Genomic DNA, 23,275 nt, shown 5'->3' with positions numbered 1-23,275 from the left:
GCTTTACGGATATTTTCGCAGAGCCTTGCCGTGTATTTTTTGCTAAAAGACTGATTTTAATGGAAATATAATGATAATAGGGTATCCTATTCTTCAGTGAGTTGTCAGAGAAAAATGAAGAAGTGGTGATACTTAAATGTGGAAAAAATCAGCCTTTCGTTTTCAATACCTAAGAGAAAATTTCATGGAGATTATGACACGCCGGCTTAGAATGCTCTGGGCGCGGTTTCCCGAGGCGGCTCTGCTGAATCTTGTACATCTTGTCTATCAAGGCATATTCTTGCTAGAGGTCAATCTGGAAGATATCGATAAGGACTGGATTATCTGGACGATTCGGCTGTTGTCGCTGATTCTGGTGGCTGTGGCAGTGGAGCTTTGGCGTGAACGCAAGGGCGACTGGCCGGCGGGAAAATACCGCTGGAAAATCTGGTGTGCGCTACTGTTCTGGGGCATTATACAGGAAGCTGGCACGAAATTTTTGCCGGAGATAGAACAGGTGATGTTCCTTTTTGTCATTCCCGGCTTTTGGCTTTGCCTGATTCTTTATCTGCTTCTGCCAAAGGAAAAGGAATGGCAGAGTGCGCAGCTGCGGTGCGTTGCGAATGCTTTCCTAACAGCTGGTGTTCTGGGCGGAATGATTTCCCTGCTTTTGGGGATTTGTTTGGCGGCGGTGCGGGCATTGCTGCTGCCTGTTCCCATGGAGGCAAGCTTATTTCTGCTAGGCGTGTTGCCTTTTGCCTGTGCGGTCAATGTGCTGCTGTGTCTGTTACCAGAGATAAATGAGGAAGTGTCGGCAGCAGAGCCAGTCGTGGGCAATTCGGTCATAGGGCTGGTATTTCCCTGTTATGTATTTTTGCTGCTGATTCTCTATCTGTACATTGGTAAAATCATCATCCTACAGGCCATGCCCATTGGGGAAATGAATTGGTATGCTTCCCTGGCCATGCTCGGGTATGGATTTTTCTACTTCTTCTGGAATGATATTCAGAAGGGCTGGTATGAAAAGTTCATGCGTTGGGGTCTGATTTTCTTCCTGCCCATCCTCGTTGTCCAGTTCTGTGGCATCTGGATTCGGTACGAAGCCTACGGCCTTACCTCCCTGCGTTATGCTTCCATGATTTGTACGGCCTGCGGTATTCTGATGCTCGCCTTTCGCTTCCTGCGGCAGGGGATGCGTCCGCTTTTTCTGTTGGGGGCTGTTTTGCTGTTGGTCTTTTCGATTACTCCGCTTAACGTCATGCGGGTGCCCCTGCATAATCAGCAGGCACGTTTAATCGCGCTGCTGGAGCAGGAAGGTTTGTATGAAGATGGCAGGATTGTGATGAGCCATCCGATTTCTGCAGAACGCACGCCGGCTATAAGGAGTTGTGTGGAGTATATCTGTGAATCCAATCTGGACAGCGAGCGCAGGGAGGACTTTTGCCGGCAGGTCGATGAAATAAATTGGAGGGATTACTACATTAATGCCAAGCCAACGAATGGCAAGACAAAAAAGCGAACGGAGCAGACTAAAGTGGTCTTTAAGCCACGGCAAAAGGGAATTCCCGTTGCCGGTTTCCGAATGGTTTATTCCTTTACCGTCAAGCGGGGAGTGGCCGTGATACAGCTGGAAGATGGAAATAAGCAAGTGGTGGATATCCACGATTATGTGAAGGGGCTTATGGCCGCGCATAAAAATGATGCGGGAACGCAGAATGTCGTTCTCGATGATGAATACCTGCTCGAAGATAAGTCCCGCCTGTATTTCACGGAGATTACGGTTCGGAGGCCCGAAGGAAGCAAAGAGCTGCTCATAAGCGGGAGGGGATATTTACTGCAGAAGTGATGCGGGATTTATCCGCTGATTGATGAATTTGGGGCTTAACTTGTCCGCAAATCGTTCGATATATAGAATAGCACAAGGATGTGCTGCTTCAGTTAGCTGAGGAGGTGTGGCTATGGATATGAGTATCGCCGCAATGTCGGTGAACATGCATCAAGGGCAGGCCATGCAGGATATGGGCATGGCGGTTCTGAAAATGGCCATGGATACCACGGAAGTTGCTGCAGAGGAAATGCTGGAGGAACTGGCCGTTGACCCGAATCTGGGCACGATGGTGGATATTCAGGCTTAAAAGAAAACTGCTGTATCAGGCTTTCGCTGTGATACGGCAGTTTTCTTTTGTGTTTCGGCTTGTTTTGTGGTATCATTTATGGTTGGTAGTGGTCTATCATCAGACCACTTGGACAGCTGAAATTTAGGAGGTTTTTATTTGGCTGCAATTACTTATGAATTAGTGAAAAAGGACGAGGCAACAGGTGCTCGTGCCGGTATTATCCATACACCCCATGGCAGTTTCCCAACGCCGATTTTTATGCCTGTGGGCACGCAGGCTTCGGTCAAGGGCGTTTCGCCGGAAGAGTTGAAGGATTTGGGTGCGGGGATAATCCTCTCGAACACCTATCATTTGTTCCTGCGTCCGGGCATGGAGCTCGTCAAGGAAGCTGGCGGCCTGCATAAATTCATGCACTGGGATGGGGCGATTCTCACCGACAGCGGCGGGTTCCAGGTTTTCTCGCTGGGCGATTTGCGCAAAATCACCGAAGAAGGCGTGACCTTCCGTTCGCATATTGACGGTTCAAAGAAGTTCCTGTCGCCGGAAGTTTCTATGCAGGTGCAGATGTGCTTAGGTTCGGATATCGTCATGGCCTTTGACGAATGTGTGCCTTATCCTGCTGACCATGACTATGCCAAGCAGTCCACGGAGCGCACGCTGCGTTGGGCACAGCGCTGCAAGGATACCATGACGGCGCCCAATCAGGGCCTGTTCGGCATCGTGCAGGGCGGCATGTACAAGGATTTGCGCAAATGGCATGCCAAAGAGATGGTGGAGATGGACTTCCCCGGCTACGCCGTGGGCGGCCTGTCTGTAGGTGAACCGCCGGAACTCATGTATGAGATGCTGGAATATTCCACGTCCCTGCTGCCGGAGAACAAGCCCCGCTATCTGATGGGCGTGGGCACGCCTGACCATCTTGTGGAAGGCGTAATGCGCGGCATTGATATGTTCGACTGCGTATATCCGACCCGCGTGGCCCGCAATGGCATGGCCATGACCTGGACGGGCAGACTGGTGATGAAAAATGCCAACCTCACCCATGACCATCATGTGATTGAGGAGGGCTGTGGCTGTTACGCCTGCCGCAACGGTTATACCCGTGCTTATATCCGCCATCTGGTGCGCGCTGGGGAAATCTTCGGCCTGCGCCTGCTGTCGCTGCACAATCTCTACTTCCTCGAAGAATTTGTGCGCAGAATGCGTCAGTCGATTATTGACGGTAAGTTTACGCAGTTCCGCAGTGAATTTTTGGCCAACTACAAACGCTGATAAATTAAAGAAGAGGTGCTTATTATGACTCCGGAAACCATGACAGCTTTGGGCACTTGGGGCCCAATCTTTGTGATGATTGCGATTTTCTATTTCCTTCTGTATCGTCCGCAGAAAGCGGCGCAGAAACGCCGCATGAGCATGCTCGATACATTGGAAAAGGGCAACAAGGTTATGACCATCGGTGGTATCTACGGTACGATTGCGGGCATTGACGATAAGGTAATCAAGTTGAAAATTGCCGAAAACACGGTGATTGAGGTTTCCCGGGCTTCCATCAATGCCAACATTACCCAGGATAAGCAGGCCTAAGTTATGGATACGGATAAAAAGGAACTGCTGGCTGAGAAAAAGGCTTTGCGTGCAAAGATTTTGGCGGTTCGGCGGGAACTGAAAGAGCCGTACCGTCAAAAGGCCAGCCAGCGCATGATTGATGTGTTCTGTGCATTGCCGGATTTCAAGGAGCCGAAGGTCGTCATGTGTTATGCCTCCATGGGCGATGAAGTGCAGATTCGTCCACTGATTCAGCGCTGGCTGGATATGGGGGTTACGGTGACTATGCCCAGAGTAATCAGCAAGGGGCAGATGGAGGCTGTGACCTTGCCGGACTTAGATAGTCTGGTGGAAGGGGAGTATGGCATCCTGACGCCGGACCCGGCTAAGAGTCAGGTGGTTGCTCCTGAGGAACTCGATATGATTGTCGTGCCCGGGGTAGCCTTTGATACCCGGGGTGAACGGCTCGGCATGGGGGCAGGCTTCTATGATGCGTTTATGGCGAAGGCCGTCAAGGCAAAACGGATTGCCCTTGCCTATTCGTGTCAGCTGGTGGCGAATATTCCCATGGAAGAGCATGACGAGCTGGTGCATAAGATTATTACGGAGCAGGGAATTTATAACTGCTTATTGTAAGTGAGTTTCTATGTACTTTTCTTTGGCGCAAAGAAAAGTACCAAAAGAAAACTGCGGACTGAAATCACATCACGTGATTTACGTCCGCGAGCGCCCGTCCATGGGCGCCGAGGGGAGAGTGCATGAAGTGGAAGTAAAAATTGGCATGGCCAAGACTTCTAAGTATGCGACGGAAGTCTGTGGCGATACCTGCGATATTGTGGAGCGTCCCCATGGGGGGATTTCAGCCATCATTGCCGATGGGCAGGGAAATGGGCTGGCTGCTCATCATACCAGCAGCTGGGTGGTGAATAAGGCCACGCAGCTGATTTCCGACGGTGCCCGTGATGGGGCTGTGGCCCGGGCGGTGCATGATTATCTCTATGCCATGAAAGACAAGAAAGTATCCTGCACGCTGACGGTGGTAAGCGCTGACCTCGATACGGAAACGGCGGTTATCAGCCGCAATTCCAATTGCCCGGTCATCATCAAGACGTCAGAGTATGAAACGGTGTATGATGAAAATGTCGAGCCTATCGGCGTCAACCGTCATATGAAGCCCTTGATGTACGAGGTGCCGTTGACGGCGGGGATGCTGATTGTGTCCTATACGGACGGCATTGCCCATGCCGGCAAAAAGCGCCTGGGCCATCCGGCTGATTTTGAGAAAATCATGGAAATCGTTCGCAAGAATGAAGCCGAGGATGTGGCCTTTATCGCCAAGAGCATTATGGATTATGCGTTGGAACTCGATGCCGAAAAGGCGTCGGATGATATGACGGTGCTAGTCATGGGGATTACGGATGGTTCGCCATCGAGCCCTAAGATTGAGCAGCTTGAGGTAACATATCCTTATTAATTTTTTAACTGGATAGGAGTGATTGTCTTGAAGATTGCGGTTGTGGGAGTTTGTGCTTCGGGAAAGACGACGCTGGTTGCCGGGTTAAAGGCGGCTGGCTTTGATGCTTATAATGTGGCGCAGGAACATTCCGGGATTCATGATTTTTGGGCGAAGCGCCATCCAGATATTTTGGTGATGATTGATGCGACAATGCCGGCCATCCATAAGCGGCGTGTGGTTTATTGGGACGAAAGCAGGCTGGAGGTGCAGCATAAGCGGCTGGCCGATGCCAGAGCCCATGCTGACCTCTACATTCAGACCGATAAATACAATGCTGCCGAGGTGCGGGACAAGGTCATCAATTTCGTCAAAGAATATAGAAAACGAAAGACAAAAGGGGATGAAAACTCTTGAGAAAGAATAATCTCATGAAACTTATTGTCTGTGTTGTCGCCATTATCGGCATCTTCCTGGCCTTTGTAAAGCCATTGGCTTTCTCCATTCGTCAGGGCCTGGATTTGCAGGGCGGTACCCATGTGGTACTCGAAGCTGAGGACACAGATATTGCACAGGTAAATGATGATGCGATGAATCGTGTAGTCACGATTATGGAAAAGCGCGTAAACTCGCTGGGCCTCACCGAGCCGATTATTCAGCGTGAAGGTGCCCGCCGCGTCATCATTGAACTGCCGGGTGTAAAAGACCCGGATGCAGCCATTAAGACCATCGGTAAGACGGCTATGCTGGAATTTAAGGACGAAGAAGGCAATACCGTGCTCACCGGTACGGATTTGAAGGATGCGCAGGCTGCTACGAATCAGCAGAGCGGCCAGAATGTCGTTAATCTGGAATTTTCCGATGAAGGTGCCAAGAAGTTCGCTGACCTCACGACGAAAAACGTGGGCCGCACGATTGCCATCCTGCTCGATGGTGAAGTGCTGACGGCTCCGAATGTGCGCGAACCTATCTTAGGCGGCCGTGCCGAAATCACGGGCCAGAAGACGCTCGAAGAAGCACAGAACCTCGCTGTCGTGCTCCGCAGTGGTGCGCTGCCTGTAAAGGTCAACATCATCGAAACCCGTACGGTAGGACCGACCCTTGGTCAGGACTCCAAGGATAAATCCGTATTTGCCTTTGCTGTTGGTATTGGCGCGGTACTCATCTTCATGCTGTTGTTCTACCGCCTGTCCGGCTTTATCGCTGACGTGGCATTGATGGCTTACACGGTAGTTCTGCTGGCGCTCCTGTATCTCCTGGATGCAACGCTGACCCTGCCGGGTGTGGCTGGTATCATCCTGTCCATCGGTATGGCCGTTGATGCCAACGTGCTGATTTTCGAGCACTTCAAAGAAGAATACCAGATTCAGGGCAAGACCCTGCGCCTGTCCATGGATGCAGGCTTCAAGCGTGCGTTCACGACCATCTTTGACTCCAATATCACGACGATTATCGCCGCTGGCGTACTGTTCTTCCTCGGAACCGGTACGATTCGCGGTTTTGCCATCACTTTGGGACTTGGTACAATGCTGTCCATGCTGACGGCCATCACGCTTTCGCAGTATCTCCTGAAACTCATGATTAATTCCAAGATTTCGGAGAATCCCGGTGCCTATGGTGCCAACGGTTATATGCTGTGGAAAAAGGAGGACTTAAAGCATGAACAAGCTTGATATTGCCGGGCGTTCCAAGATTTGGTTCGCCATTTCCACAGTTATCATTGTGGCCGGGCTTATCTGCATGTTTACCCGGGGCTTTAACTTCGGTATCGACTTCACTGGTGGTACCATTATCGATTTGAAATTTGAACGTCCTGTGGCGATTGCTGAAGTGCGTACGAGCCTTGCTAAGTTCGGCTTGGAAGGTTCCCAGATTCAGCTTACCGGCGCTGAAACCGGCGTGACGGAAGCAGAAAATGTTATGATTCGCACGACGGATATGGAAGAGGAACAGCGCAAGGAAGTCATGGCGGCCATCAAGACCGATGTGGCAAACTACGATGTGCTCCGCGAGGAAAAAGTCGGTGCGACGATTGGCGGCGAGCTGATTACCAATGCGGTGATGGCCCTCGTGGTTTCCTGGGCACTCATCATTGCCTATGTTGCTTATCGCTTTGAATGGCGCTTCGGTGTAGCGGCCGTGCTCGCACTCGTGCACGATATCCTCATCGTGCTGGCGGTGTTCTCCTTTACGGGCCGTCAGATTGATTCTTCCTTTATTGCGGCGCTCTTAACCATTGTTGGTTACTCCATCAATGATACCATCGTTATCTTCGACCGCATCCGCGAAAACCTGAAGCTTCACTTCCGCCGGGGCGGCGATGTGGTTCAGCTGGTCAACACCTCGGTGTTCCAGACCCTGACCCGTTCCTTGTACACGGTGTTTACGGTAATGTTTACGACCTTCGCCCTGTACTTCTTCGGCGGTGAAACCACCAAGGACTTCGCTTTTGCCCTGCTGGTTGGTTTCGGCTGCGGCTGTTATTCGTCCATCTTCATTGCCAGCCCGCTCTGGATTGTGTTGCGTAAGATGGGGGATAAGAAAAAGGCGGCAGCTAATCCGGCTGTAGCCAAGTAAGATTGTTATTTCGTTAACATCGATATGATAAGACGCCCGGTGGCTGATAATACTTTTCCTCTGCTTATGCAGGCTTGCCTAACGCGACGGAAAAGCATTATCAGCCACCGGGCTTTTTTCGTATATTACATAGTGGCGATAAGTTGTATAGAGGGGCTTTGTGCGTATCTTACATCGATATGATATGCCGCCGCGGGGACAGATAATATTTTTCCTTAGCTTATGCAGGCTTGCCTAACGCAACGGAAAAACATCATCTGTCCCCGCGGCTACTGTGTACATTACATCCATGCGTTAAGACGCCCGAGCTGACTGGTAATATTTTCCTCCGCCATAGACAGGTTTGTCAAAAGCTACGGAAAACATCACCAGTCATCTCGGGCTTAGTATGAACTATGTGATGAGTGCGTCTCTCTGCGCAGCAGTGCCAAAACCAAGGAGGGAAGGGGAGGCAATGGCTTTCGGTCGCGTTAGGCAAGCTTGCATAAGCAGGCGAAAGTTATTGCCTCCCCTTCCCTCCGTCTTGCGCTTCGAACAGATTCAATCTAATTTGACAAATGACGGTTAAGAGGGTAAAGTATAGAAAGAACTTTATTAAAGAAAGATTAAATATTATGAGAGGAAGAGCAATGGATAGTCGGCAGGGGGCCAGGGACAATAAAATAATGACATTGTTAATTGTAGCTGTGCTGTCGTTAACGCTGACCTGTCTTGCGGGAATCTTCGTGGAGGAAGTTCCGGATAAGGACAGCGCGCAGGTGCCGGTGGCTACGGCGGCGGGCACGAAGGAAGAGCCACAGATTGTCAGCGGTTTTGTGCCGAATCGCCTGCATCTGCCGCCAGAGCCCAGACAGGAATCTTTTTTCCTGAGTTGGGATTTTATCAATGGCCTGTTTGCCATCATAGTGCTGGTGGAATTCATTGTTTTCCCCTTCTTATTCTGGTTATGGTTTGGCAAAGACAAACATACGGAAAGTAAATAACATACAAAACAGCCTTGCTCTGCATTTGTTGCAGGCAAGGTTGTTTTGCTGTTTATTCGGTTGGTTCTTCCGGGCTGCCGTCCGGGTCCTCGGTGAGCTTGTGCTGACCGAGCATGGTGGTCAGGTTCTGCCGATTGAAGCTATAGCTGAAGCTGGCAAAGTCCTGTTCGGGATTGTAGCGGTTGGAAGGGGCATTTAAGAGACCACTGATGGTATCGTAGAGCATGTCGTTGGTAAAGTAACGATGCTGGTGGTCATAGAGGGCGGCCGAATGACGGGGCATGGCTGCCTGATAGCCCGGGGAGATGTAAACCCAGAAGGGAATTCGCACCATATCGAAGCTGAACACATCCGGGTTATGGGAGATTTCCAGGTTTTCTCCGTGGTCGGAGAAGTAGACCATGGCCTGCAGATTCAGATGTTTCTGCGCGTAGTCAAAGACCTGGCTGACCACATAATCCGTGTAGAGGATGCTGTTGGCATAAGATGGTGTCGAAGTGGCCCGGGAATCTTCTTCCGTGGTCTGGAACTTATCGAAGGCAGCAGGATAGCGGTTGTTGTAGTAGATATGGCTGCCCATGATGTGCAGGACGATGAAGTTATTCTTGGACGGGTCAATCTGCGTCAGATATGGCAGGAGCGCCTCGTCATACTTATCGGTAAAGGTGTAGGAATCGTCCGTCCAGGTGGCGTGGTCAGCGGTTTTGGCCACCAAGGTGATGGCGCTGTCGTACTGGCCATAGCGGCCCTGATTGCTGAACCACCAGGTTTCGTAGCCGGCTTTTTTGGCCACATCGAGGATGGAGGCGGATTCAAAGAACTCCTTGCCGTTGTACTGGCTCTGTTCTGTCAGGGCACGCTGCAGTACAGGCACCGTCTGGGACCAGGAAGAATAGGCGTTATGATAATTGATAAAGCCTGATTCAGCGTTCGCCAGTTTTTCGTTAAGCCAGGGCGTGTTCTCATAGGGGAACTCCGGTGTGTAAGCCTTCATGTAGTTCCGGGAAGCAGACTCACCGATGATGAGGATGACCGTGCCCGGAGCTTTGGCAGCCAGCGTGTTTTCCGTGTCGATAATCAGGCTGTCGTAGCGCTCATCATGGCCAATACTGTATTCCTGCGTCTGGGTCACATAGGTGGTTACATCCTCCCAAAGTTCGGCAAAGGAAGTCTGGGGAATGTAGTAGCTGTGTGCCCAAAGGGCGAGGAAGGTCAGCACACCCAACGTGGAAAGCCGCAGGGCGCTGGCTTCATCATCTTCCGTCAGCCGGGCAAAGTGCAGATGCGCCCGATAAGCCAGATAGATGAAGAGCGCAAAGCCGGTGAAAATCAAAAGGGTGGGCACAAGACCCAGATTGGACTGGATGAAGTCAATGCTCTCGTTGTAGTTGGTCAGGTAAAGGGCCATCAAGGAGGCTGGGGTCAGGCAGTGCCAGAAGAGGCAGTAATAAACCCACTGGATAAAGGGAATGGCCAGACAGGCGAAGTTCAGGAGCGCCATAAAGAGAGAACTTATCTTTACATGACCTAGCCGTGTCAGTACACTTTCGATGCTCATCAGGAGCACGAAGGCTGCCGTACCCACCACGAAGTCAAAACAGATTTTGGACTGATACCAGACCGAGTTGTAAGTCCAGGCATAGAGCAGCGGAAAGGTCATGCTCCAGCCTAAGCTCGTGAGGAGATTGGGAAGTGCCGCCCGGCTGAAGATGGACACGCGGGTGGCGTATTGTGTCAGCACCAAAGCGGCAATCACAGGCAGGAGGATGGGCATAAAGTATTTGGCGCCCATGTCCTGTCCGATGTCGATGTAAAAAGCGATAAGACAGCAGAAATAACTGGCCGCCGCTGCCAGTCGGCGGATGAAGGCATCCTGCTGTGCACTGGTTATAGTCATAAACATTCTTCCTTTATATATAATGAAAGTACAACGACAATTCTACACGAAATTGCGGCGGTAGTCAATTTGCAATAAGAGGACATATGTCCGAAAAAGTAAATAATATCAGAATAAATTCATTTGATAACTAGATTACAAAATAGTTTTATCGTTGACTTTTAGAGGGAAAAATACTAAAATCAAAGTGTGATAAAATATTTGAAATGAGGGAGATTTTATGGACAAAAAAGATTCATTGCGTTTGGAGAATCAAGTTTGTTTCCCCCTGTATGCCTGCGCCCGGGAAGTCGTTAAGGCATACCGTCCTCATCTCGATGCGTTAGGTCTTACCTACACCCAGTACATTACGATGATGGTCCTTTGGGAAGAGGGCAAGGTCAGTGTACGGGATTTGGGCAAGAAGCTGCATCTGGATTCGGGCACGCTTACCCCGCTCTTAAAGAAGCTGGAAAGCAAGGGATATTTGAAGCGGGAGCGCTCCACGGTGGATGAGCGGGTAGTTATCGCCTGCATTACGGAGGAAGGCCGTAAGCTCAAGCGGGCTGCTGCCAAGATTCCCCAGGCTATGGCCAATGAAGTGGCAGAGTTTCCCATGGAGGATGCTCAGGAACTTTATCGCCTGCTGTATAAGCTGATTGGCATTTTAGAAGTCAGCAACAGCAAACAGTAATTGAGAAAAAAATTTACCTGTGATAACGGCAGAATCTTACGGGTTCTGCCGTTTTTTTTGCGCTTAACTATACCGGGCTGTGATTTTTTTTCATTGCGAAAAAGACCGTTATTTGCTACAATATATACCGTTACGACATAAATTAACCACAACATATAGAGGAGGCGTGAGGGTGAACCGCAAGATAGCGGTGCCTGTAGTCTATGAATTTGAAAACAGTTACGAAGCGTTCCGGACATACCGTACCTTACAACCGGGAGAAAATCTATAATGCCATCGCTGGTGCCAATAATGACGGCGGCCATAAGATGAACCCCAAGGATATTGATGAAGTTACCAGTCAGGTGGAGTGGGACATTCAGGATCGCGAGAATGTCAGCGTAGAGGAAATTCAGGATATTGTTGAGCAGGAGCTCATGAAGTACAACTTCTATGATATTGCCAAGAAGTATATCACCTACCGCCAGAAACATACGGAACGCCGTATTGCCCAGAAGCACCTCATGTCCTCCTATCGGGATATCTTCTTTGCCGATGCAGTGGATGTGGATTCCAAGCGTGATAATGCTAACATTAACACCGATGCTTCCATGGGCATCATGCTGAAGTTGGGGGCCGAAGGTGCCAAGCATTTCGTGGATAACTATGTGCTTACCGACGAGTTCCGCGAGGCCGACAAGGAGAACTGGATTCATATTCACGACAAGGACTTCTCTCTGATTACCTTTAACTGCTGCCAGATTGATTTGCTGAAGCTCTTTAAGGGCGGTTTCTCCACGGGCCATGGCTTCCTGCGTGAACCGAACTCCATCCGCTCCTATGCTTCCTTGGCGGCCATTGCCATTCAGTCCAACCAGAACGATATGTTCGGCGGTCAGGCCATCAATGCCTTTGACTATGCCATGGCTGATGGTGTGCGCAAGTCCTTCCGCAAGGCAGTTATCAGCGAAGCACACAAGGCGTTGATGTATCAGTTCGATACCCATGAATTTGGCACGGAAAAGGAATTTAAAGCAAACTTTAAGCCGGCTATGGATTTCAGCGCCTGCAGCTATACGGAAAATAACGAAGACGCCCGTGCCGCTGAATCTGTGCAGGCGATTAAGAAAGCTCTGGAAGCTGTGCTGGCAGATACTTATAAACTGCCCACGGATGAGTCCGGCCGTCTGGCCCGCAATGTCTATCGCTTGGCCTGCGCTGATGTGGTGGAGGAAACCCATCAGGCCATGGAGGCAATGATTCATAACTTCAACACGCTGCATAGCCGTGCCGGTGCGCAGGTGCCCTTCAGCTCTTTGAACTACGGCATGGATACCAGCCCGGAAGGCCGCCTGGCCACCCGTGAGGTGCTGAATGCCATCTGGTCTGGTCTGGGGAACGGTGAGACGCCGATTTTCCCGATTTCGGTGTTCCAGCTGAAAGCCGGGGTCAACTACAATCCCGAAGACCCCAATTACGATTTGTTCCAGCAGGCTTGCAAGGTCAGCGCCAAGCGTCTGTTCCCGAACTTCGTGAACATCGATGCGCCGTATAATCTCCAGTATTACAAGCCCGGTGATTACAACTCCACGGTGGCTACCATGGGCTGCCGCACCCGTGTCATGAGCAATGTCAACGGCCCGGAAGAATCCGGCAGCCGCGGTAACTTTGCCTTCACCACCATCAATCTGCCGAAGCTGGCTTTGGAAGCCAAGGGAGACATGGATAAGTTCTGGCAGCTTTACGATAAATATATCGAAATCAGCCATGACTATATTCTCGCCCGCTTGAATGTCATTGCAGAAAAGCATGTCTACAACTACCCGTTCCTCATGGGGCAGGGTGTTTGGATGGACAGCGACAAGCTGCGTGCCGATGACAGCATCAAGGATGTGCTGAAGCATGCTTCCTATTCCGTAGGCTTCTGCGGTCTGGCTGAGTGCCTCAAGGCTCTTATCGGCAAACATCACGGTGAAAGTGCTGAAGCGCAGGAGCTGGGCCTCAAGATTGTCGGCCATCTGCGTGAGCGCATGGATAAATACACGGAAGAAGAACATATGAACTGGTCCTGTTTCGCAACCCCGGCAGAATCGACTGCCGGTCAGTTCCAGCGTTCCAACCGCAAGGTCTATGGTGTGATTGAGGGGGTTACGGACAGGGATTATATGACCAACAGCTCCCATGTGCCGGTTTACTATCCGATTAAGGCTATTGACAAGATTCGCATTGAAGCGCCGTATCATGCTTTGGAAAACGCTGGCCATATCGCTTATATCGAAATGGACGGCGACCCGACCAAGAATGTCAAAGCCTTTGAACGTCTGGTTCGCGCCATGCACGATGCGGATATGGGTTACTTCTCCATCAACCATCCGGTTGACCGCGACCCGGTTTGCGGCTATACGGGACTTATCGAAAATGAGTGCCCGCATTGCCATCGCAAGGAAGTGGAGACGGGACGGTTTACCATTAAGCGCATGAAGTAAGATTCGGCTTAGAATTCGGTTTTTGTTTACATCTATATGCTAAGACGCCCGGTGGCTGATAAAACTTTTCCGTAGCTTTGACAGGCTTGCCTAACGCGACGGAAAAGCATTGTCAGCCACCGGGCTGTTTTCGTGCATTGCTTACATCGATATTCTAAAGACGCTCGCGGGCTTATTGCGTACTTTTCAAATTTTTTTCTATCCTACTACACACTTTTTGCTTTCGGGGATATAAAGGACAGAAAGCAAGATAACAACACGCTAAGATGTGAGGAGGAAAATAAAATGGAAAAGAAGTTCATGAATAAGCTGGTTGATATGGAACTGGATCAGGTAGTTGGCAGCTTCGATTATGGTTATGGCCGAGGTAAGGATATCTGGGTAGATGGCAAGAAGTACTACGTTGTATATAATCGCACTCTCAATCAGAACGAGTTTTATGATTACTCGAAAGGTGATGTGACAAGACAAATGGTTCAGTGGAATCTTGATTGTGGGGAAACACAAATGCGCTATTACAATCAAAGAGTTGGTGATCTTACGGCCAGTGTTCGGGATGAAGCAAGGTCACGTGGCATGACTAGAAACAAGGTTGCCATTCGACCGATGACTCACCTCCCCGGAGTCGGTTCGAACGGTTAAGTCTATACAAAATAACCAGAGGGCATATCAGCAGATGTGCTCTCTTTTTTGCGCTCAACATGGTTGCAACTTCGTCTTAACTTGAACTGCAGAGCGAAAACTTTTTCTTTAAGAATAGAAGGGAAAAAGTTCTTCGTGGTGAAAAATATTTATGAATAAAATCTGTAAAGTGTTGCATAATTTCTAAATTTTTGTTATGGTTGTATAACGTATAGGCTTGGTGATGATTATGGCTGAAGTGCAGGACGAACATTTTTATTTGGCGGCGATGCTTCGCTGTCCGGGGATTGGCTGCCGGTATTTGCGGCAGCTGCTGGAGTCTATGGGAAGTGCAGCTGCTGTCTGGCGGGCGGATAAGGATGACTTAATCGCTGCGCGGGTGCTGACACCCAGATTAGCGCAAAGGCTGGCTGACTTTTGCCGTCAGCATGAGGCTGTGCCCGAGGCGATAAAGAAGACCTGCGAGAAGAAGCTCATTCACACGGTATCTATAATGGAAGAAAACTATCCGGAAGTACTGCGGGAAATCTATGCGCCGCCAGTATTGCTCTATTATACTGGCATATTGGAGCCGGATGCCCGGCGGGTAGCCATGGTGGGAGCGCGGAGGTTCTCCGGCTACGGTCAGGCAGCGGCTTTGGAATTTGGTGAGAAGCTCGCAGCAGCAGGCCTTACGGTGGTCAGCGGTGCTGCTCGTGGCATTGACACGTTTTCCCATCTGGGGGCGCTGAAAGCCGGCCGCACTGTGGCCGTGCTGGGCTGTGGCGTGGATATTGCCTATCCATCCGAGAATCGCAAGCTGCTCTATGATATTGCCGATAGTGGCGGTGCTGTTATCTCGGAGTATGAGCCGGGAACCAGGCCACTGCCGGCGTATTTTCCGGCAAGGAACCGTATTATCAGCGGCCTTGCCGAAGGTACGCTGGTGCTGGAAGCTGCCGCCCGTTCCGGTTCGCTGATTACGGCAGAGATGGCGCTGTCTTCCGGCCGGGATGTCTATGCCGTGCCCGGCAGCATTTATTCGCCAGGCTGTGCCGGCTGTAATCATCTGATTCAGCAGGGAGCCAAGCTCGTCATCGAGCCGAAGGATGTGCTGGAAGAATTTAATCTGGCCCCGGCGGAAAATAAATCATCAGCAAAGGTAAAACTCACGGCAGAGGAGCAGGCTATTTATCAGGTGCTTTCCTTTGACCATGCGCTTTCCTTGGATGAAATCATGATGAGCCTGCCGGATGGTGAAATAGCAAATTTATCCTACCTGCTTCTGGAAATGGAGCTCAAGGGGATTGTGATAGAAAATGAAATGCATGCCTATAGGCGTGCTGAGAGGGAGTGAAAGTTTGGCTGCAGAAAAAACAAAGGCCAAAGCGAAGACCAAGGCGAAAAGCAAAGTAAAAAAGACCTTGGTTATCGTGGAGTCGCCAGCCAAGGCGAAGACCATTGAAAAATATTTGGGGAAAAAGTATATGGTGCGGGCTTCGATGGGACATCTGCGGGATTTGCCCAAGAGCCAGTTCGGTATTGATGTGGAAAATGACTTTGCCCCCAAGTACATAAATATTCGGGGCAAAGGGGATTTAATCAAGGCCCTGAAAAAAGACGCGAAGAATGCGGACAAAGTCTATCTCGCAAGCGACCCTGACCGCGAAGGTGAGGCAATTGCCTGGCATCTGTCCTTTATTCTGGGATTGAACCCTGAGGAGGATTGCCGCATTGTCTTTAATGAAATTACAAAACCGGCCATTCAGGAGGCCGTAAAACATCCGCGCGGCATTAATATCGACCAGGTGGATGCCCAGCAGGCCCGCCGTATGCTCGACCGCATTGTGGGCTACAAACTTTCTCCGCTGCTCTGGCGCAAGGTGCGCAAGGGCCTGTCGGCAGGCCGTGTGCAGTCCGTTACGGTCAAGCTTATCTGCGACCGAGAAAAGGAAATTCAGGCCTTTGAGTCCGTGGAATACTGGACGGTAGGTATGAAGCTGCGCAAGGATAAGTCCGCTATGTTTGATGCGGAACTTACCCATGTGGATGGCGAAAAACTTGACCTCCACGATGAGAAGAACACCACGGCTCTCGTGGAAGACTTCCAGAAGCAGCAGCTTATCGTGGATAAAGTCAAGAAGAGCGAGCGCAAGCGCAAGCCTGCCGCTCCCTTTACCACGAGTTCTTTGCAGCAGGATGCAGCCCGCAAACTGGGCTTTACTTCCCGCAAGACCATGATGCTTGCCCAGCAGCTCTATGAAGGTATCGAATTGGGCCGTCACGGGGCTACGGGTCTTATCACCTATATGAGAACCGACTCCACTCGTCTGTCCGATGTGGCACTCAATGATGCCCGCGCCTTTATCGGTGAGCAGTTCGGGGAAGATTACCTGCCTGCCAAGGCAAATGTCTATGTGACGGGCAAGAAGGCGCAGGATGCCCATGAAGCCATCCGTCCGACGGATGTGAATATCACGCCGGAGAGTGTGGAAAAATATCTGAACAAGGACCAGCTGAAACTCTATACGCTGATTTGGCAGCGCTTTACGGCCAGCCAGATGGTACCGGCCGTTTACGATACCATGAGCATTCAGATTAAGGCAGGCAGCCGCTATCAGGCAAAAGCTGCTGGTTCCAAGCTGAAATTTGCCGGTTTTACGGCGGTCTATGCCGGTGCAGAGACCACCAAGAAGGAAAAGGACGTCCTGCTGCCGGATTTGGCCGAGGGTGATGAATTAAATATCGCCAAGATGTTGCCCCAGCAGCATTTCACGGAGCCGCCTCCACGCTATAATGATGCCTCCTTGGTCAAGACTTTGGAGGAAAAGGAAATCGGCCGTCCGAGTACCTATGCGCCGATTATTGAGACGATTCAGGCCCGCGGTTATGTACAGCGTATTGACAAGCATTTCCAGCCGACAGAACTCGGTTTTGTCGTGGTGGATATGCTGAAGGAATACTTCAAGGATATCGTTGATGTGAAGTTCACGGCGGATTTGGAAAATGAGCTTGACGAAATCGCTGAAGGCAAGGTGGAGAAGAACCACCTGCTCAAGGAATTCTATGACCCCTTTGCCGTGACACTCGAAAAGGCAGACGAGGCCATTGGCCATGTGGAACTTCCCGAGGAAGTTTCCGACGTGCCCTGCGATATCTGCGGCCGCATGATGGTGGTCAAGCAGGGCCGCTATGGCAAGTTCCTGGCCTGCCCGGGCTTCCCAGACTGCCGCAACACGAAGCCTCTGCTCGTGGATACTGGCGTCAAGTGCCCGAAATGCGGCGGCTCCATCGTGGAGCGCAAATCTCACCGTGGCCGCAAGTTCTACGGCTGTAAGAATTATCCCGAGTGCGATTACACCACCTGGGACCAGCCCTTGCAGGAAAAGTGCCCCACGTGCGGCGCTTTCATGCTCAAGCATCACTATAAGAACGGCCGCGGGCTGACCTATTGCAGCAATGAGGCCTGCGAGACGCGCATCGACCATCCCATCAACAAGGAACTGGAAAAGATGCGCCAGCGCGCCGAAGCCAAGAAGGCCAAGGAAGCTGAAGCTGCCGCTCAGGCTGAAAAAGAAAGTAAGACGAAAAAAGGTAAAAAGAAATAATGAAAGATATCATCATCATTGGAGCGGGCCTTTCCGGGGCCGAAGCCGCCTGGCAGGCAGCCAATATGGGAGCCAAGGTAACGCTTTATGAAATGCGCCCGGTTAAGTCTACTCCTGCCCATAAGACCGCGGAGTTTGCCGAATTGGTCTGCAGCAACTCCCTGCGGGGGGCTGGCATGGAAAATGCCGTGGGCGTGCTCAAAGAGGAAATGCGCCGTCTTAACTCCATCATCATGGAAGCTGCTGATGTTACGAAAGTACCGGCAGGGGGGGCCTTAGCTGTAGACCGCCATGGTTTCAGCCAGTATATTACCGAGAAGGTGAGCAGCCATCCCAATATCACGGTTATTCATGAAGAAATCGAAAATATCCCCCTGCGGGATGATGCGATTACCATTGTGGCCAGCGGCCCGCTGACGGAAGGGAAACTGGCTGAGGAAATTGCCAAACTCACCGGCAATGATTCCCTGTACTTCTATGATGCGGCAGCGCCGATTGTGAGCCTTGAATCCGTGGATATGACCAAGGCCTATCGGGCTTCCCGCTATGGCAAGGGCGAGGCAGCATATATCAACTGCCCCATGACCAAGGAAGAATATCAGGCGTTTTGGACGGAACTGGTCAACGCAGAAAAAGCGCCGACCAAGGATTTTGAGAAAGAAAAATTCTTTGAAGGCTGCATGCCCGTAGAGGTTATGGCCAGCCGTGGGGAGGACACCCTGCTCTTTGGCCCGCTTAAGCCTGTGGGATTGGAACATCCCGAAACTGGTGTGCGCCCCTATGCTGTAGTGCAGCTGCGCCAGGATAATGCTTCGGCTACACTCTACAATATCGTGGGCTTCCAGACCCATCTTAAGTGGCCGGAACAGCGCCGCGTCTTTGGCATGATTCCGGGACTGGAGAACGCAGAATTCCTGCGCTATGGTGTTATGCACCGCAATACCTTCCTGAATTCGCCGACGCACATGCGTCCTACTTTCCAGTTCAAGGGCATTGACAATCTGTTTTTTGCCGGGCAGATGACCGGTGTAGAGGGCTATGTGGAGTCGGCAGCTTCGGGACTGGTGGCCGGTGTAAACGCCGCGCGTATGGCCATGGGCAAGGAACCTTTGGTATTCCCCGAGGAAACCTGTCATGGTGCTTTGGCACATTACATCACTACCAGCGAAGCCAAGCACTTCCAGCCCATGAATGTGAACTTTGGCATCCTGCCCACCATTGTTATGCGCAATGAGAACGGCAAGATTATCAAAGATAAAAAAGCCAAGAAAATGAAACTTGCGGAGCGGGCTTTAGCCGCCATTGATGCGTTCAAGCCTGCTATTGGAGGTTGATTAGATATCATGGAAACACAATTTCATGCAACGACAATCTGTGCCGTGCGCAAGAATGGCAAAACCGCCATTGCCGGTGACGGCCAGGTGACTTTCGGTGAACATACCATTATGAAGGCCAACGCCCGCAAGGTGCGCCGCCTTTACCATAATCAGGTACTGGCAGGCTTTGCCGGTTCCGTGGCCGATGCCTTTACGTTGTTCGAAAAGTTTGAGGCGAAGCTGGAAAGCTATAATGGCAACTTGCAGCGGGCGGCAGTCGAGCTGGCCAAAGAATGGCGCACGGACAAAATCCTGCGCAAATTGGAAGCCCTGCTGCTGGTAGCGGATAAGGACACCATGCTGATGCTCTCCGGCAACGGCGAAGTCATTGAGCCGGACGGGGATGTAGCCGCCATTGGTTCCGGCGGCTTCTATGCGCTGTCTGCCGGCCGTGCCATGGCCAAGCATACGGAGATGAGTGCGGGCGAGATTGCCAAAGAGGCACTGTCTATTGCGGCAGATATCTGCGTATTTACCAATCATAACATCAAGGTGGAGGAACTGGACTAAATGGAAGAACTTTTTGGTACGAATGAACAGACTCCGCGTCAGATTGTGGAGGAACTCAATAAATATATCGTAGGCCAGGACGAAGCGAAAAAGTCTGTGGCCATTGCTCTGCGCAACCGTTGGCGCAGCCGCAAGCTGCCTGCCGATATGCAGGAAGATGTAGTGCCTAAGAACATTCTGATGATTGGTTCCACTGGCGTGGGTAAGACGGAAATTGCCCGCCGTCTGGCAAAGCTCGTTAAAGCACCGTTCATCAAGGTGGAAGCCACGAAGTTTACCGAAGTGGGCTATGTGGGCCGTGATGTGGAATCCATCATCCGTGACCTGGCGGAAACCTCTGTGCGCATGGTGCGCCAGCAGCGTATCGAATCCGTTCAGGACAAGGCCAAGGAAATGGCGGAAGAACGCATTCTCGATGTGTTCGTTCCGGAACCCAAGAAGAATACGAATCCTTTGGGACGTCTCTTTGGCGGCAGCGATGATGCCGAAGAGAAAGAGGAACAGCCGGCCGAGCCGAAGTATCAGGCGGGCCGTGAATGGGTGCGCAAACGTCTGCAAAAGGGCGAACTGGAACAGGAAACCATTGAGATTGATGTGGAAGATTCCGGCAAGCCCATGGTAGGCATGTTCGCCGGTTCCAGTCTCGAAAGCATGGGCGACAACATTCAGGATATGATTGGCAACCTGATGCCCAAGCGCCATCGCAAGCGCAAGGTAACGGTCGAGCAAGCTCGCAAGATTTTCACGCAGGAAGAAGCCGACAAGCTTATCGATATGGAAGCCGTAGCGGATGAAGCTGTGAAGGTAGCTGAGTACAGCGGCATTGTATTCCTCGACGAAATCGATAAAGTTGCCGTCAAGGGCAACAGCTCCGGGGCAGATGTGAGCCGCGAAGGTGTACAGCGCGATATTCTGCCGATTGTCGAAGGCTCTACCGTTATGACGAAGTACGGCCCCTTAAAGACCGACCATGTGCTCTTTATTGCCGCTGGTGCCTTCCATATGGCAAAACCTTCGGATTTGATTCCGGAACTGCAGGGCCGTTTCCCCATTCGTGTGGAACTCAAGTCCCTGCGCAAGGAAGATTTCCAGAAAATCCTCACCGAACCGCAGAATGCTCTGATTAAGCAGTATCAGGCCATGCTCGCAACTGAAGGGGTGGAACTGGAATTCAAGGAGGATGCCATCGGCCGTCTGGCACAATTAGCCTGTGATGTCAACGAGCAGGCCGAGGATATCGGTGCCCGCCGCCTGCATACCCTGCTGGAAAAACTGCTCGAAGAAGTCAGCTTCACGGCTCCGGAACTTACGGAGAAGAAGGTCGTCATCGATGCGGCTTATGTGGACAAGCAGCTGGCTGACATTGTGGTGAACCGTGATTTGTCACAATTTATTCTGTAATTGACAGTGATAAAAGGAATCTGCGTGCAGATTCCTTTTGCGCTGACAGAAATAATATGAAAATTTAATTAAAAATATTATTCAGCATCTATGATTATTTCGAAAAATGTGATAAAATATCATTAGATGTGTATGTGATGGCCTGTTAGGTACTGTGTCAGGCTGTCGAAATATTTTGTAAAGGAGAAAGGCTACATGGCATCTTTATTAGAGAAAACAAGAAAAATCAACCGGCTCCTGCAGCGTTCCGAGAATGTGGAATACGATGGAATTTCCCGCGTCCTCAGCAACGTTTTGAATGCGAACGTCTATATTACCAACAAGAAGGGCAAGATTTTCGGTTATGCCTTTGTGGATGACTTCGAATGCGACCTGATGGTGGACAAGGTTATCAATCAGGGTGAGTTCCCCAAGACCTATGTGAATTGGCTCATGCGCATGGATGAAACCAACGCCAATCTCCATTCTAAGACGGGCATGTGCGCTTATGAAGAAAATACGAAGTGCCTGTTCAACGGCAAGAACACGACCATCGTTCCGATTTATGGTGTAGGTGAACGCATCGGTACGCTGGTGGTGGCTAAGTATGACGAAGAGTTCAGTGATGAAGACCTGCTGCTCTGCGAATACGGTGCTACGGTTGTGGGCATGGAAATGCTCCGCGACCATGCCGAAAAAATCGAAATCGAAGCCCGCAAGAAAGCTACGGTACAGATTGCCCTCAACACGCTCTCCTTCTCCGAGAGTCGTGCAGCCAAAGCAATTCTCGAAGCTCTGCCGGATACGGAAGGCCTCCTGGTAGCTTCCAAGATTGCCGACAAGGTGAAAATCACCCGCTCCGTTATCGTAAACGCTCTGCGCAAGTTCGAGTCTGCTGGCGTTATCTCTTCTAAGTCCCTGGGCATGAAGGGGACTTACATCAAGGTTCTCAACGAGTATCTGCTCGAAGAAGTACAGAAACTGAAAATCTGATTCGGATTCCTTTGGGACCGGCGCTTAGGTGCCGGTCTTATTTTTTTTGCAAAATTTTTGAGAAGTCATTATAGATTTGCTAAGAAAAAAATGATAAAGTGGGAAGGAGTTAGAGGGCTTATGTAGAAAATAAATAAAAGGCAACTATAAGGATATTTAGAAAGTGGCAGGAAGAAAGGGTGTGATTCCGGCATGCTGGAACAGATAATGAATTCGCCAAACTTCGATTACCTTTCCCGGGGGCTGGAAGCCGCTAATTTGCGTCAGGAAGTTATCAGCAATAATATCGCCAATGTCAATACGCCTCATTTCAAGCGAAGTGCGGTGAACTTTGAAGATTTGTTGGCCAAGGAGCTCCATCTAGATGATGATGTGAACCGGCTGGCGATTGTCCGCACCCATGACCGGCACCTGCCCATTCCTCTGCACGGCAAGGTTCATGCCGTCATTGAAGAGGATGATACCACAACCATGCGTGTGGATGACAACAATGTAGATATTGATATTGAGATGGCGGGACTTTCCAAGAATCATTTGTACTACAACGCCATGACCACCCAGCTGGGCGGCTTTATGACCAAGATGAAGAATGTTATCACCAGCGGACAGAGCTAAGCTGATGGTAGAAAGTGCAAAGGGATAAGAAGATGAGCATGTTTTTAGGGATTGATGCAGCCGCGTCAGGACTTACGGCAGAGCGCTTGCGTATGGATGTTATCTCCAACAATATCGCCAATGCCAATACGACCCGGACGCAGGAGGGCGGAGCTTACCATCGGCGTTATGTGGTCTTTGAACCACGGACGAAGAATGACGGCCCCTTTCAGAGTTTTTTGAAAAAAGCGGCAAACAAGCTGGAGGCCGGAGATGGTGTGCGGGCAACCCGCATCGAAAGCGACAACACCCAGGGCCCGCTGGTCTATGACCCAGGACATCCGGATGCCAATGCTGACGGTTATGTGGAACGGCCCAATATCAATGTAGTGGCAGAGATGGTGGATATGATTACCGCCTCCAGGGCTTATGAAGCCAATACCACGACGATTAATGCCGCCAAGTCCATGGTGACCAAGGCCTTGGAAATGGGCAAGTGAAATT

At 50.7% G+C, this 23,275-nt stretch carries 22 protein-coding genes; 21 read left to right on the top strand and 1 reads right to left on the bottom strand.

The window, feature by feature from the left end:
- Nucleotides 1-184: 184 nt before the first annotated feature.
- The 10 genes from P157_RS15015 to P157_RS0112940 all read left to right on the top strand — a co-directional run bounded on the left by P157_RS15015 (nucleotide 185) and on the right by P157_RS0112940 (nucleotide 8,654).
- The gene (locus tag P157_RS15015; protein WP_051598635.1) at nucleotides 185-1,825 is read left to right on the top strand and encodes a DUF4153 domain-containing protein; all 1,641 of its coding nucleotides are present in this window, start codon (nucleotides 185-187) and stop codon (nucleotides 1,823-1,825) included.
- A gap of 112 nt (nucleotides 1,826-1,937) precedes the next feature.
- Nucleotides 1,938-2,114, top strand: coding sequence for a YjfB family protein (locus P157_RS0112980; protein ID WP_037354908.1), 177 nt, complete (start codon nucleotides 1,938-1,940; stop codon nucleotides 2,112-2,114).
- Between the two features lie 138 nt (nucleotides 2,115-2,252).
- Entirely contained in the window at nucleotides 2,253-3,368 is a 1,116-nt protein-coding gene (gene tgt / locus P157_RS0112975; protein WP_026761377.1) for a tRNA guanosine(34) transglycosylase Tgt, read from the top strand.
- Nucleotides 3,369-3,392: 24 nt separating this feature from the next.
- Nucleotides 3,393-3,680, top strand: a complete 288-nt coding sequence (gene yajC, locus P157_RS0112970) for a preprotein translocase subunit YajC (RefSeq protein WP_026761376.1) — start codon at nucleotides 3,393-3,395, stop codon at nucleotides 3,678-3,680.
- A 3-nt stretch (nucleotides 3,681-3,683) separates the two neighbouring features.
- Nucleotides 3,684-4,277 carry a 5-formyltetrahydrofolate cyclo-ligase gene (locus P157_RS0112965; RefSeq protein ID WP_026761375.1) on the top strand — a complete coding sequence of 198 codons (594 nt, stop codon included), beginning with the start codon at nucleotides 3,684-3,686 and terminating at the stop codon, nucleotides 4,275-4,277.
- Nucleotides 4,278-4,404: 127 nt separating this feature from the next.
- On the top strand, nucleotides 4,405-5,115 hold the full coding sequence (locus tag P157_RS0112960; protein WP_026761374.1) for a PP2C family protein-serine/threonine phosphatase: 711 nt from the start codon (nucleotides 4,405-4,407) through the stop codon (nucleotides 5,113-5,115).
- 27 nt (nucleotides 5,116-5,142) lie between these two features.
- A complete protein-coding gene (locus tag P157_RS0112955; RefSeq protein WP_026761373.1) occupies nucleotides 5,143-5,511 on the top strand; it encodes a hypothetical protein in 369 nt (122 codons plus the stop codon).
- 14 nt (nucleotides 5,512-5,525) lie between these two features.
- On the top strand, nucleotides 5,526-6,767 hold the full coding sequence (secD, locus tag P157_RS0112950) for a protein translocase subunit SecD (RefSeq protein ID WP_037355009.1): 1,242 nt from the start codon (nucleotides 5,526-5,528) through the stop codon (nucleotides 6,765-6,767).
- A complete protein-coding gene (secF, locus tag P157_RS0112945; RefSeq protein WP_026761371.1) occupies nucleotides 6,754-7,671 on the top strand; it encodes a protein translocase subunit SecF in 918 nt (305 codons plus the stop codon). The genes secD and secF overlap by 14 nt, the downstream gene beginning before the upstream one ends.
- 629 nt (nucleotides 7,672-8,300) lie before the next feature.
- Nucleotides 8,301-8,654, top strand: a complete 354-nt coding sequence (locus P157_RS0112940; protein ID WP_026761370.1) for a hypothetical protein — start codon at nucleotides 8,301-8,303, stop codon at nucleotides 8,652-8,654.
- Between the two features lie 52 nt (nucleotides 8,655-8,706).
- Here the strand turns inward: P157_RS0112940 and P157_RS0112935 are convergent, their stop codons facing one another.
- Nucleotides 8,707-10,551: a phosphoethanolamine transferase gene (locus P157_RS0112935; RefSeq protein WP_026761369.1), complete on the bottom strand. Its 1,845-nt coding sequence runs from the start codon at nucleotides 10,549-10,551 to the stop codon at nucleotides 8,707-8,709.
- A 220-nt stretch (nucleotides 10,552-10,771) separates the two neighbouring features.
- On the opposite strand from P157_RS0112935, the gene P157_RS0112930 reads away from it, so the two are divergent.
- From P157_RS0112930 to flgC, 11 genes are all read left to right on the top strand, one after another.
- Nucleotides 10,772-11,224 (top strand): MarR family winged helix-turn-helix transcriptional regulator, encoded by a 453-nt coding sequence (locus P157_RS0112930; RefSeq protein ID WP_026761368.1) that lies wholly within the window; start codon nucleotides 10,772-10,774, stop codon nucleotides 11,222-11,224.
- 203 nt (nucleotides 11,225-11,427) lie between these two features.
- Nucleotides 11,428-13,689 (top strand): anaerobic ribonucleoside triphosphate reductase, encoded by a 2,262-nt coding sequence (locus P157_RS0112925; protein WP_026761367.1) that lies wholly within the window; start codon nucleotides 11,428-11,430, stop codon nucleotides 13,687-13,689.
- 285 nt (nucleotides 13,690-13,974) lie between these two features.
- A complete protein-coding gene (locus tag P157_RS0112920) occupies nucleotides 13,975-14,331 on the top strand; it encodes a hypothetical protein (RefSeq protein WP_026761366.1) in 357 nt (118 codons plus the stop codon).
- Nucleotides 14,332-14,560: 229 nt separating this feature from the next.
- A complete protein-coding gene (gene dprA / locus P157_RS0112915) occupies nucleotides 14,561-15,667 on the top strand; it encodes a DNA-processing protein DprA (RefSeq protein ID WP_026761365.1) in 1,107 nt (368 codons plus the stop codon).
- Nucleotides 15,630-17,918 (top strand): type I DNA topoisomerase, encoded by a 2,289-nt coding sequence (gene topA / locus P157_RS0112910; RefSeq protein WP_072000158.1) that lies wholly within the window; start codon nucleotides 15,630-15,632, stop codon nucleotides 17,916-17,918. The genes dprA and topA overlap by 38 nt, the downstream gene beginning before the upstream one ends.
- Entirely contained in the window at nucleotides 17,918-19,252 is a 1,335-nt protein-coding gene (gene trmFO / locus P157_RS0112905; RefSeq protein ID WP_026761363.1) for a methylenetetrahydrofolate--tRNA-(uracil(54)-C(5))-methyltransferase (FADH(2)-oxidizing) TrmFO, read from the top strand. The genes topA and trmFO overlap by 1 nt, the downstream gene beginning before the upstream one ends.
- A gap of 9 nt (nucleotides 19,253-19,261) precedes the next feature.
- The gene (gene hslV / locus P157_RS0112900) at nucleotides 19,262-19,804 is read left to right on the top strand and encodes an ATP-dependent protease subunit HslV (protein ID WP_026761362.1); all 543 of its coding nucleotides are present in this window, start codon (nucleotides 19,262-19,264) and stop codon (nucleotides 19,802-19,804) included.
- Entirely contained in the window at nucleotides 19,805-21,205 is a 1,401-nt protein-coding gene (hslU, locus tag P157_RS0112895) for an ATP-dependent protease ATPase subunit HslU (protein ID WP_026761361.1), read from the top strand. It begins immediately after the preceding gene.
- A 195-nt stretch (nucleotides 21,206-21,400) separates the two neighbouring features.
- Nucleotides 21,401-22,177: a GTP-sensing pleiotropic transcriptional regulator CodY gene (gene codY, locus P157_RS0112890; protein ID WP_014423683.1), complete on the top strand. Its 777-nt coding sequence runs from the start codon at nucleotides 21,401-21,403 to the stop codon at nucleotides 22,175-22,177.
- A 192-nt stretch (nucleotides 22,178-22,369) separates the two neighbouring features.
- Nucleotides 22,370-22,792, top strand: a complete 423-nt coding sequence (flgB, locus tag P157_RS0112885; RefSeq protein ID WP_026761360.1) for a flagellar basal body rod protein FlgB — start codon at nucleotides 22,370-22,372, stop codon at nucleotides 22,790-22,792.
- Between the two features lie 32 nt (nucleotides 22,793-22,824).
- The gene (gene flgC / locus P157_RS0112880; RefSeq protein WP_026761359.1) at nucleotides 22,825-23,271 is read left to right on the top strand and encodes a flagellar basal body rod protein FlgC; all 447 of its coding nucleotides are present in this window, start codon (nucleotides 22,825-22,827) and stop codon (nucleotides 23,269-23,271) included.
- Nucleotides 23,272-23,275: the final 4 nt, after the last annotated feature.

The organism is Selenomonas ruminantium AC2024 (assembly GCF_000687995.1).
Lineage (GTDB): Bacteria > Bacillota > Negativicutes > Selenomonadales > Selenomonadaceae > Selenomonas_A > Selenomonas_A ruminantium_B.
Note: the sequence above shows the minus strand (reverse complement) of the source record. Positions and strands in the feature narration are given on the sequence as shown.

What these genes read in the sequence shown, in the direction of transcription:
- P157_RS15015 (WP_051598635.1), top strand. Translation starts at nt 185, where the DNA reads ATGGAGATTATGACACGCCGGCTTAGAATGCTCTGGGCGCGGTTTCCC.
- P157_RS0112980 (WP_037354908.1), top strand. Translation starts at nt 1,938, where the DNA reads ATGGATATGAGTATCGCCGCAATGTCGGTGAACATGCATCAAGGGCAG.
- yajC (WP_026761376.1), top strand. Translation starts at nt 3,393, where the DNA reads ATGACTCCGGAAACCATGACAGCTTTGGGCACTTGGGGCCCAATCTTT.
- P157_RS0112965 (WP_026761375.1), top strand. Translation starts at nt 3,684, where the DNA reads ATGGATACGGATAAAAAGGAACTGCTGGCTGAGAAAAAGGCTTTGCGT.
- secD (WP_037355009.1), top strand. Translation starts at nt 5,526, where the DNA reads ATGAAACTTATTGTCTGTGTTGTCGCCATTATCGGCATCTTCCTGGCC.
- secF (WP_026761371.1), top strand. Translation starts at nt 6,754, where the DNA reads ATGAACAAGCTTGATATTGCCGGGCGTTCCAAGATTTGGTTCGCCATT.
- P157_RS0112940 (WP_026761370.1), top strand. Translation starts at nt 8,301, where the DNA reads ATGGATAGTCGGCAGGGGGCCAGGGACAATAAAATAATGACATTGTTA.
- P157_RS0112935 (WP_026761369.1), bottom strand. Translation starts at nt 10,551, where the DNA reads ATGACTATAACCAGTGCACAGCAGGATGCCTTCATCCGCCGACTGGCA.
- P157_RS0112930 (WP_026761368.1), top strand. Translation starts at nt 10,772, where the DNA reads ATGGACAAAAAAGATTCATTGCGTTTGGAGAATCAAGTTTGTTTCCCC.
- P157_RS0112925 (WP_026761367.1), top strand. Translation starts at nt 11,428, where the DNA reads ATGAATTTGAAAACAGTTACGAAGCGTTCCGGACATACCGTACCTTAC.
- P157_RS0112920 (WP_026761366.1), top strand. Translation starts at nt 13,975, where the DNA reads ATGGAAAAGAAGTTCATGAATAAGCTGGTTGATATGGAACTGGATCAG.
- dprA (WP_026761365.1), top strand. Translation starts at nt 14,561, where the DNA reads ATGGCTGAAGTGCAGGACGAACATTTTTATTTGGCGGCGATGCTTCGC.
- topA (WP_072000158.1), top strand. Translation starts at nt 15,630, where the DNA reads ATGAAATGCATGCCTATAGGCGTGCTGAGAGGGAGTGAAAGTTTGGCT.
- trmFO (WP_026761363.1), top strand. Translation starts at nt 17,918, where the DNA reads ATGAAAGATATCATCATCATTGGAGCGGGCCTTTCCGGGGCCGAAGCC.
- hslV (WP_026761362.1), top strand. Translation starts at nt 19,262, where the DNA reads ATGGAAACACAATTTCATGCAACGACAATCTGTGCCGTGCGCAAGAAT.
- hslU (WP_026761361.1), top strand. Translation starts at nt 19,805, where the DNA reads ATGGAAGAACTTTTTGGTACGAATGAACAGACTCCGCGTCAGATTGTG.
- codY (WP_014423683.1), top strand. Translation starts at nt 21,401, where the DNA reads ATGGCATCTTTATTAGAGAAAACAAGAAAAATCAACCGGCTCCTGCAG.
- flgB (WP_026761360.1), top strand. Translation starts at nt 22,370, where the DNA reads ATGCTGGAACAGATAATGAATTCGCCAAACTTCGATTACCTTTCCCGG.
- flgC (WP_026761359.1), top strand. Translation starts at nt 22,825, where the DNA reads ATGAGCATGTTTTTAGGGATTGATGCAGCCGCGTCAGGACTTACGGCA.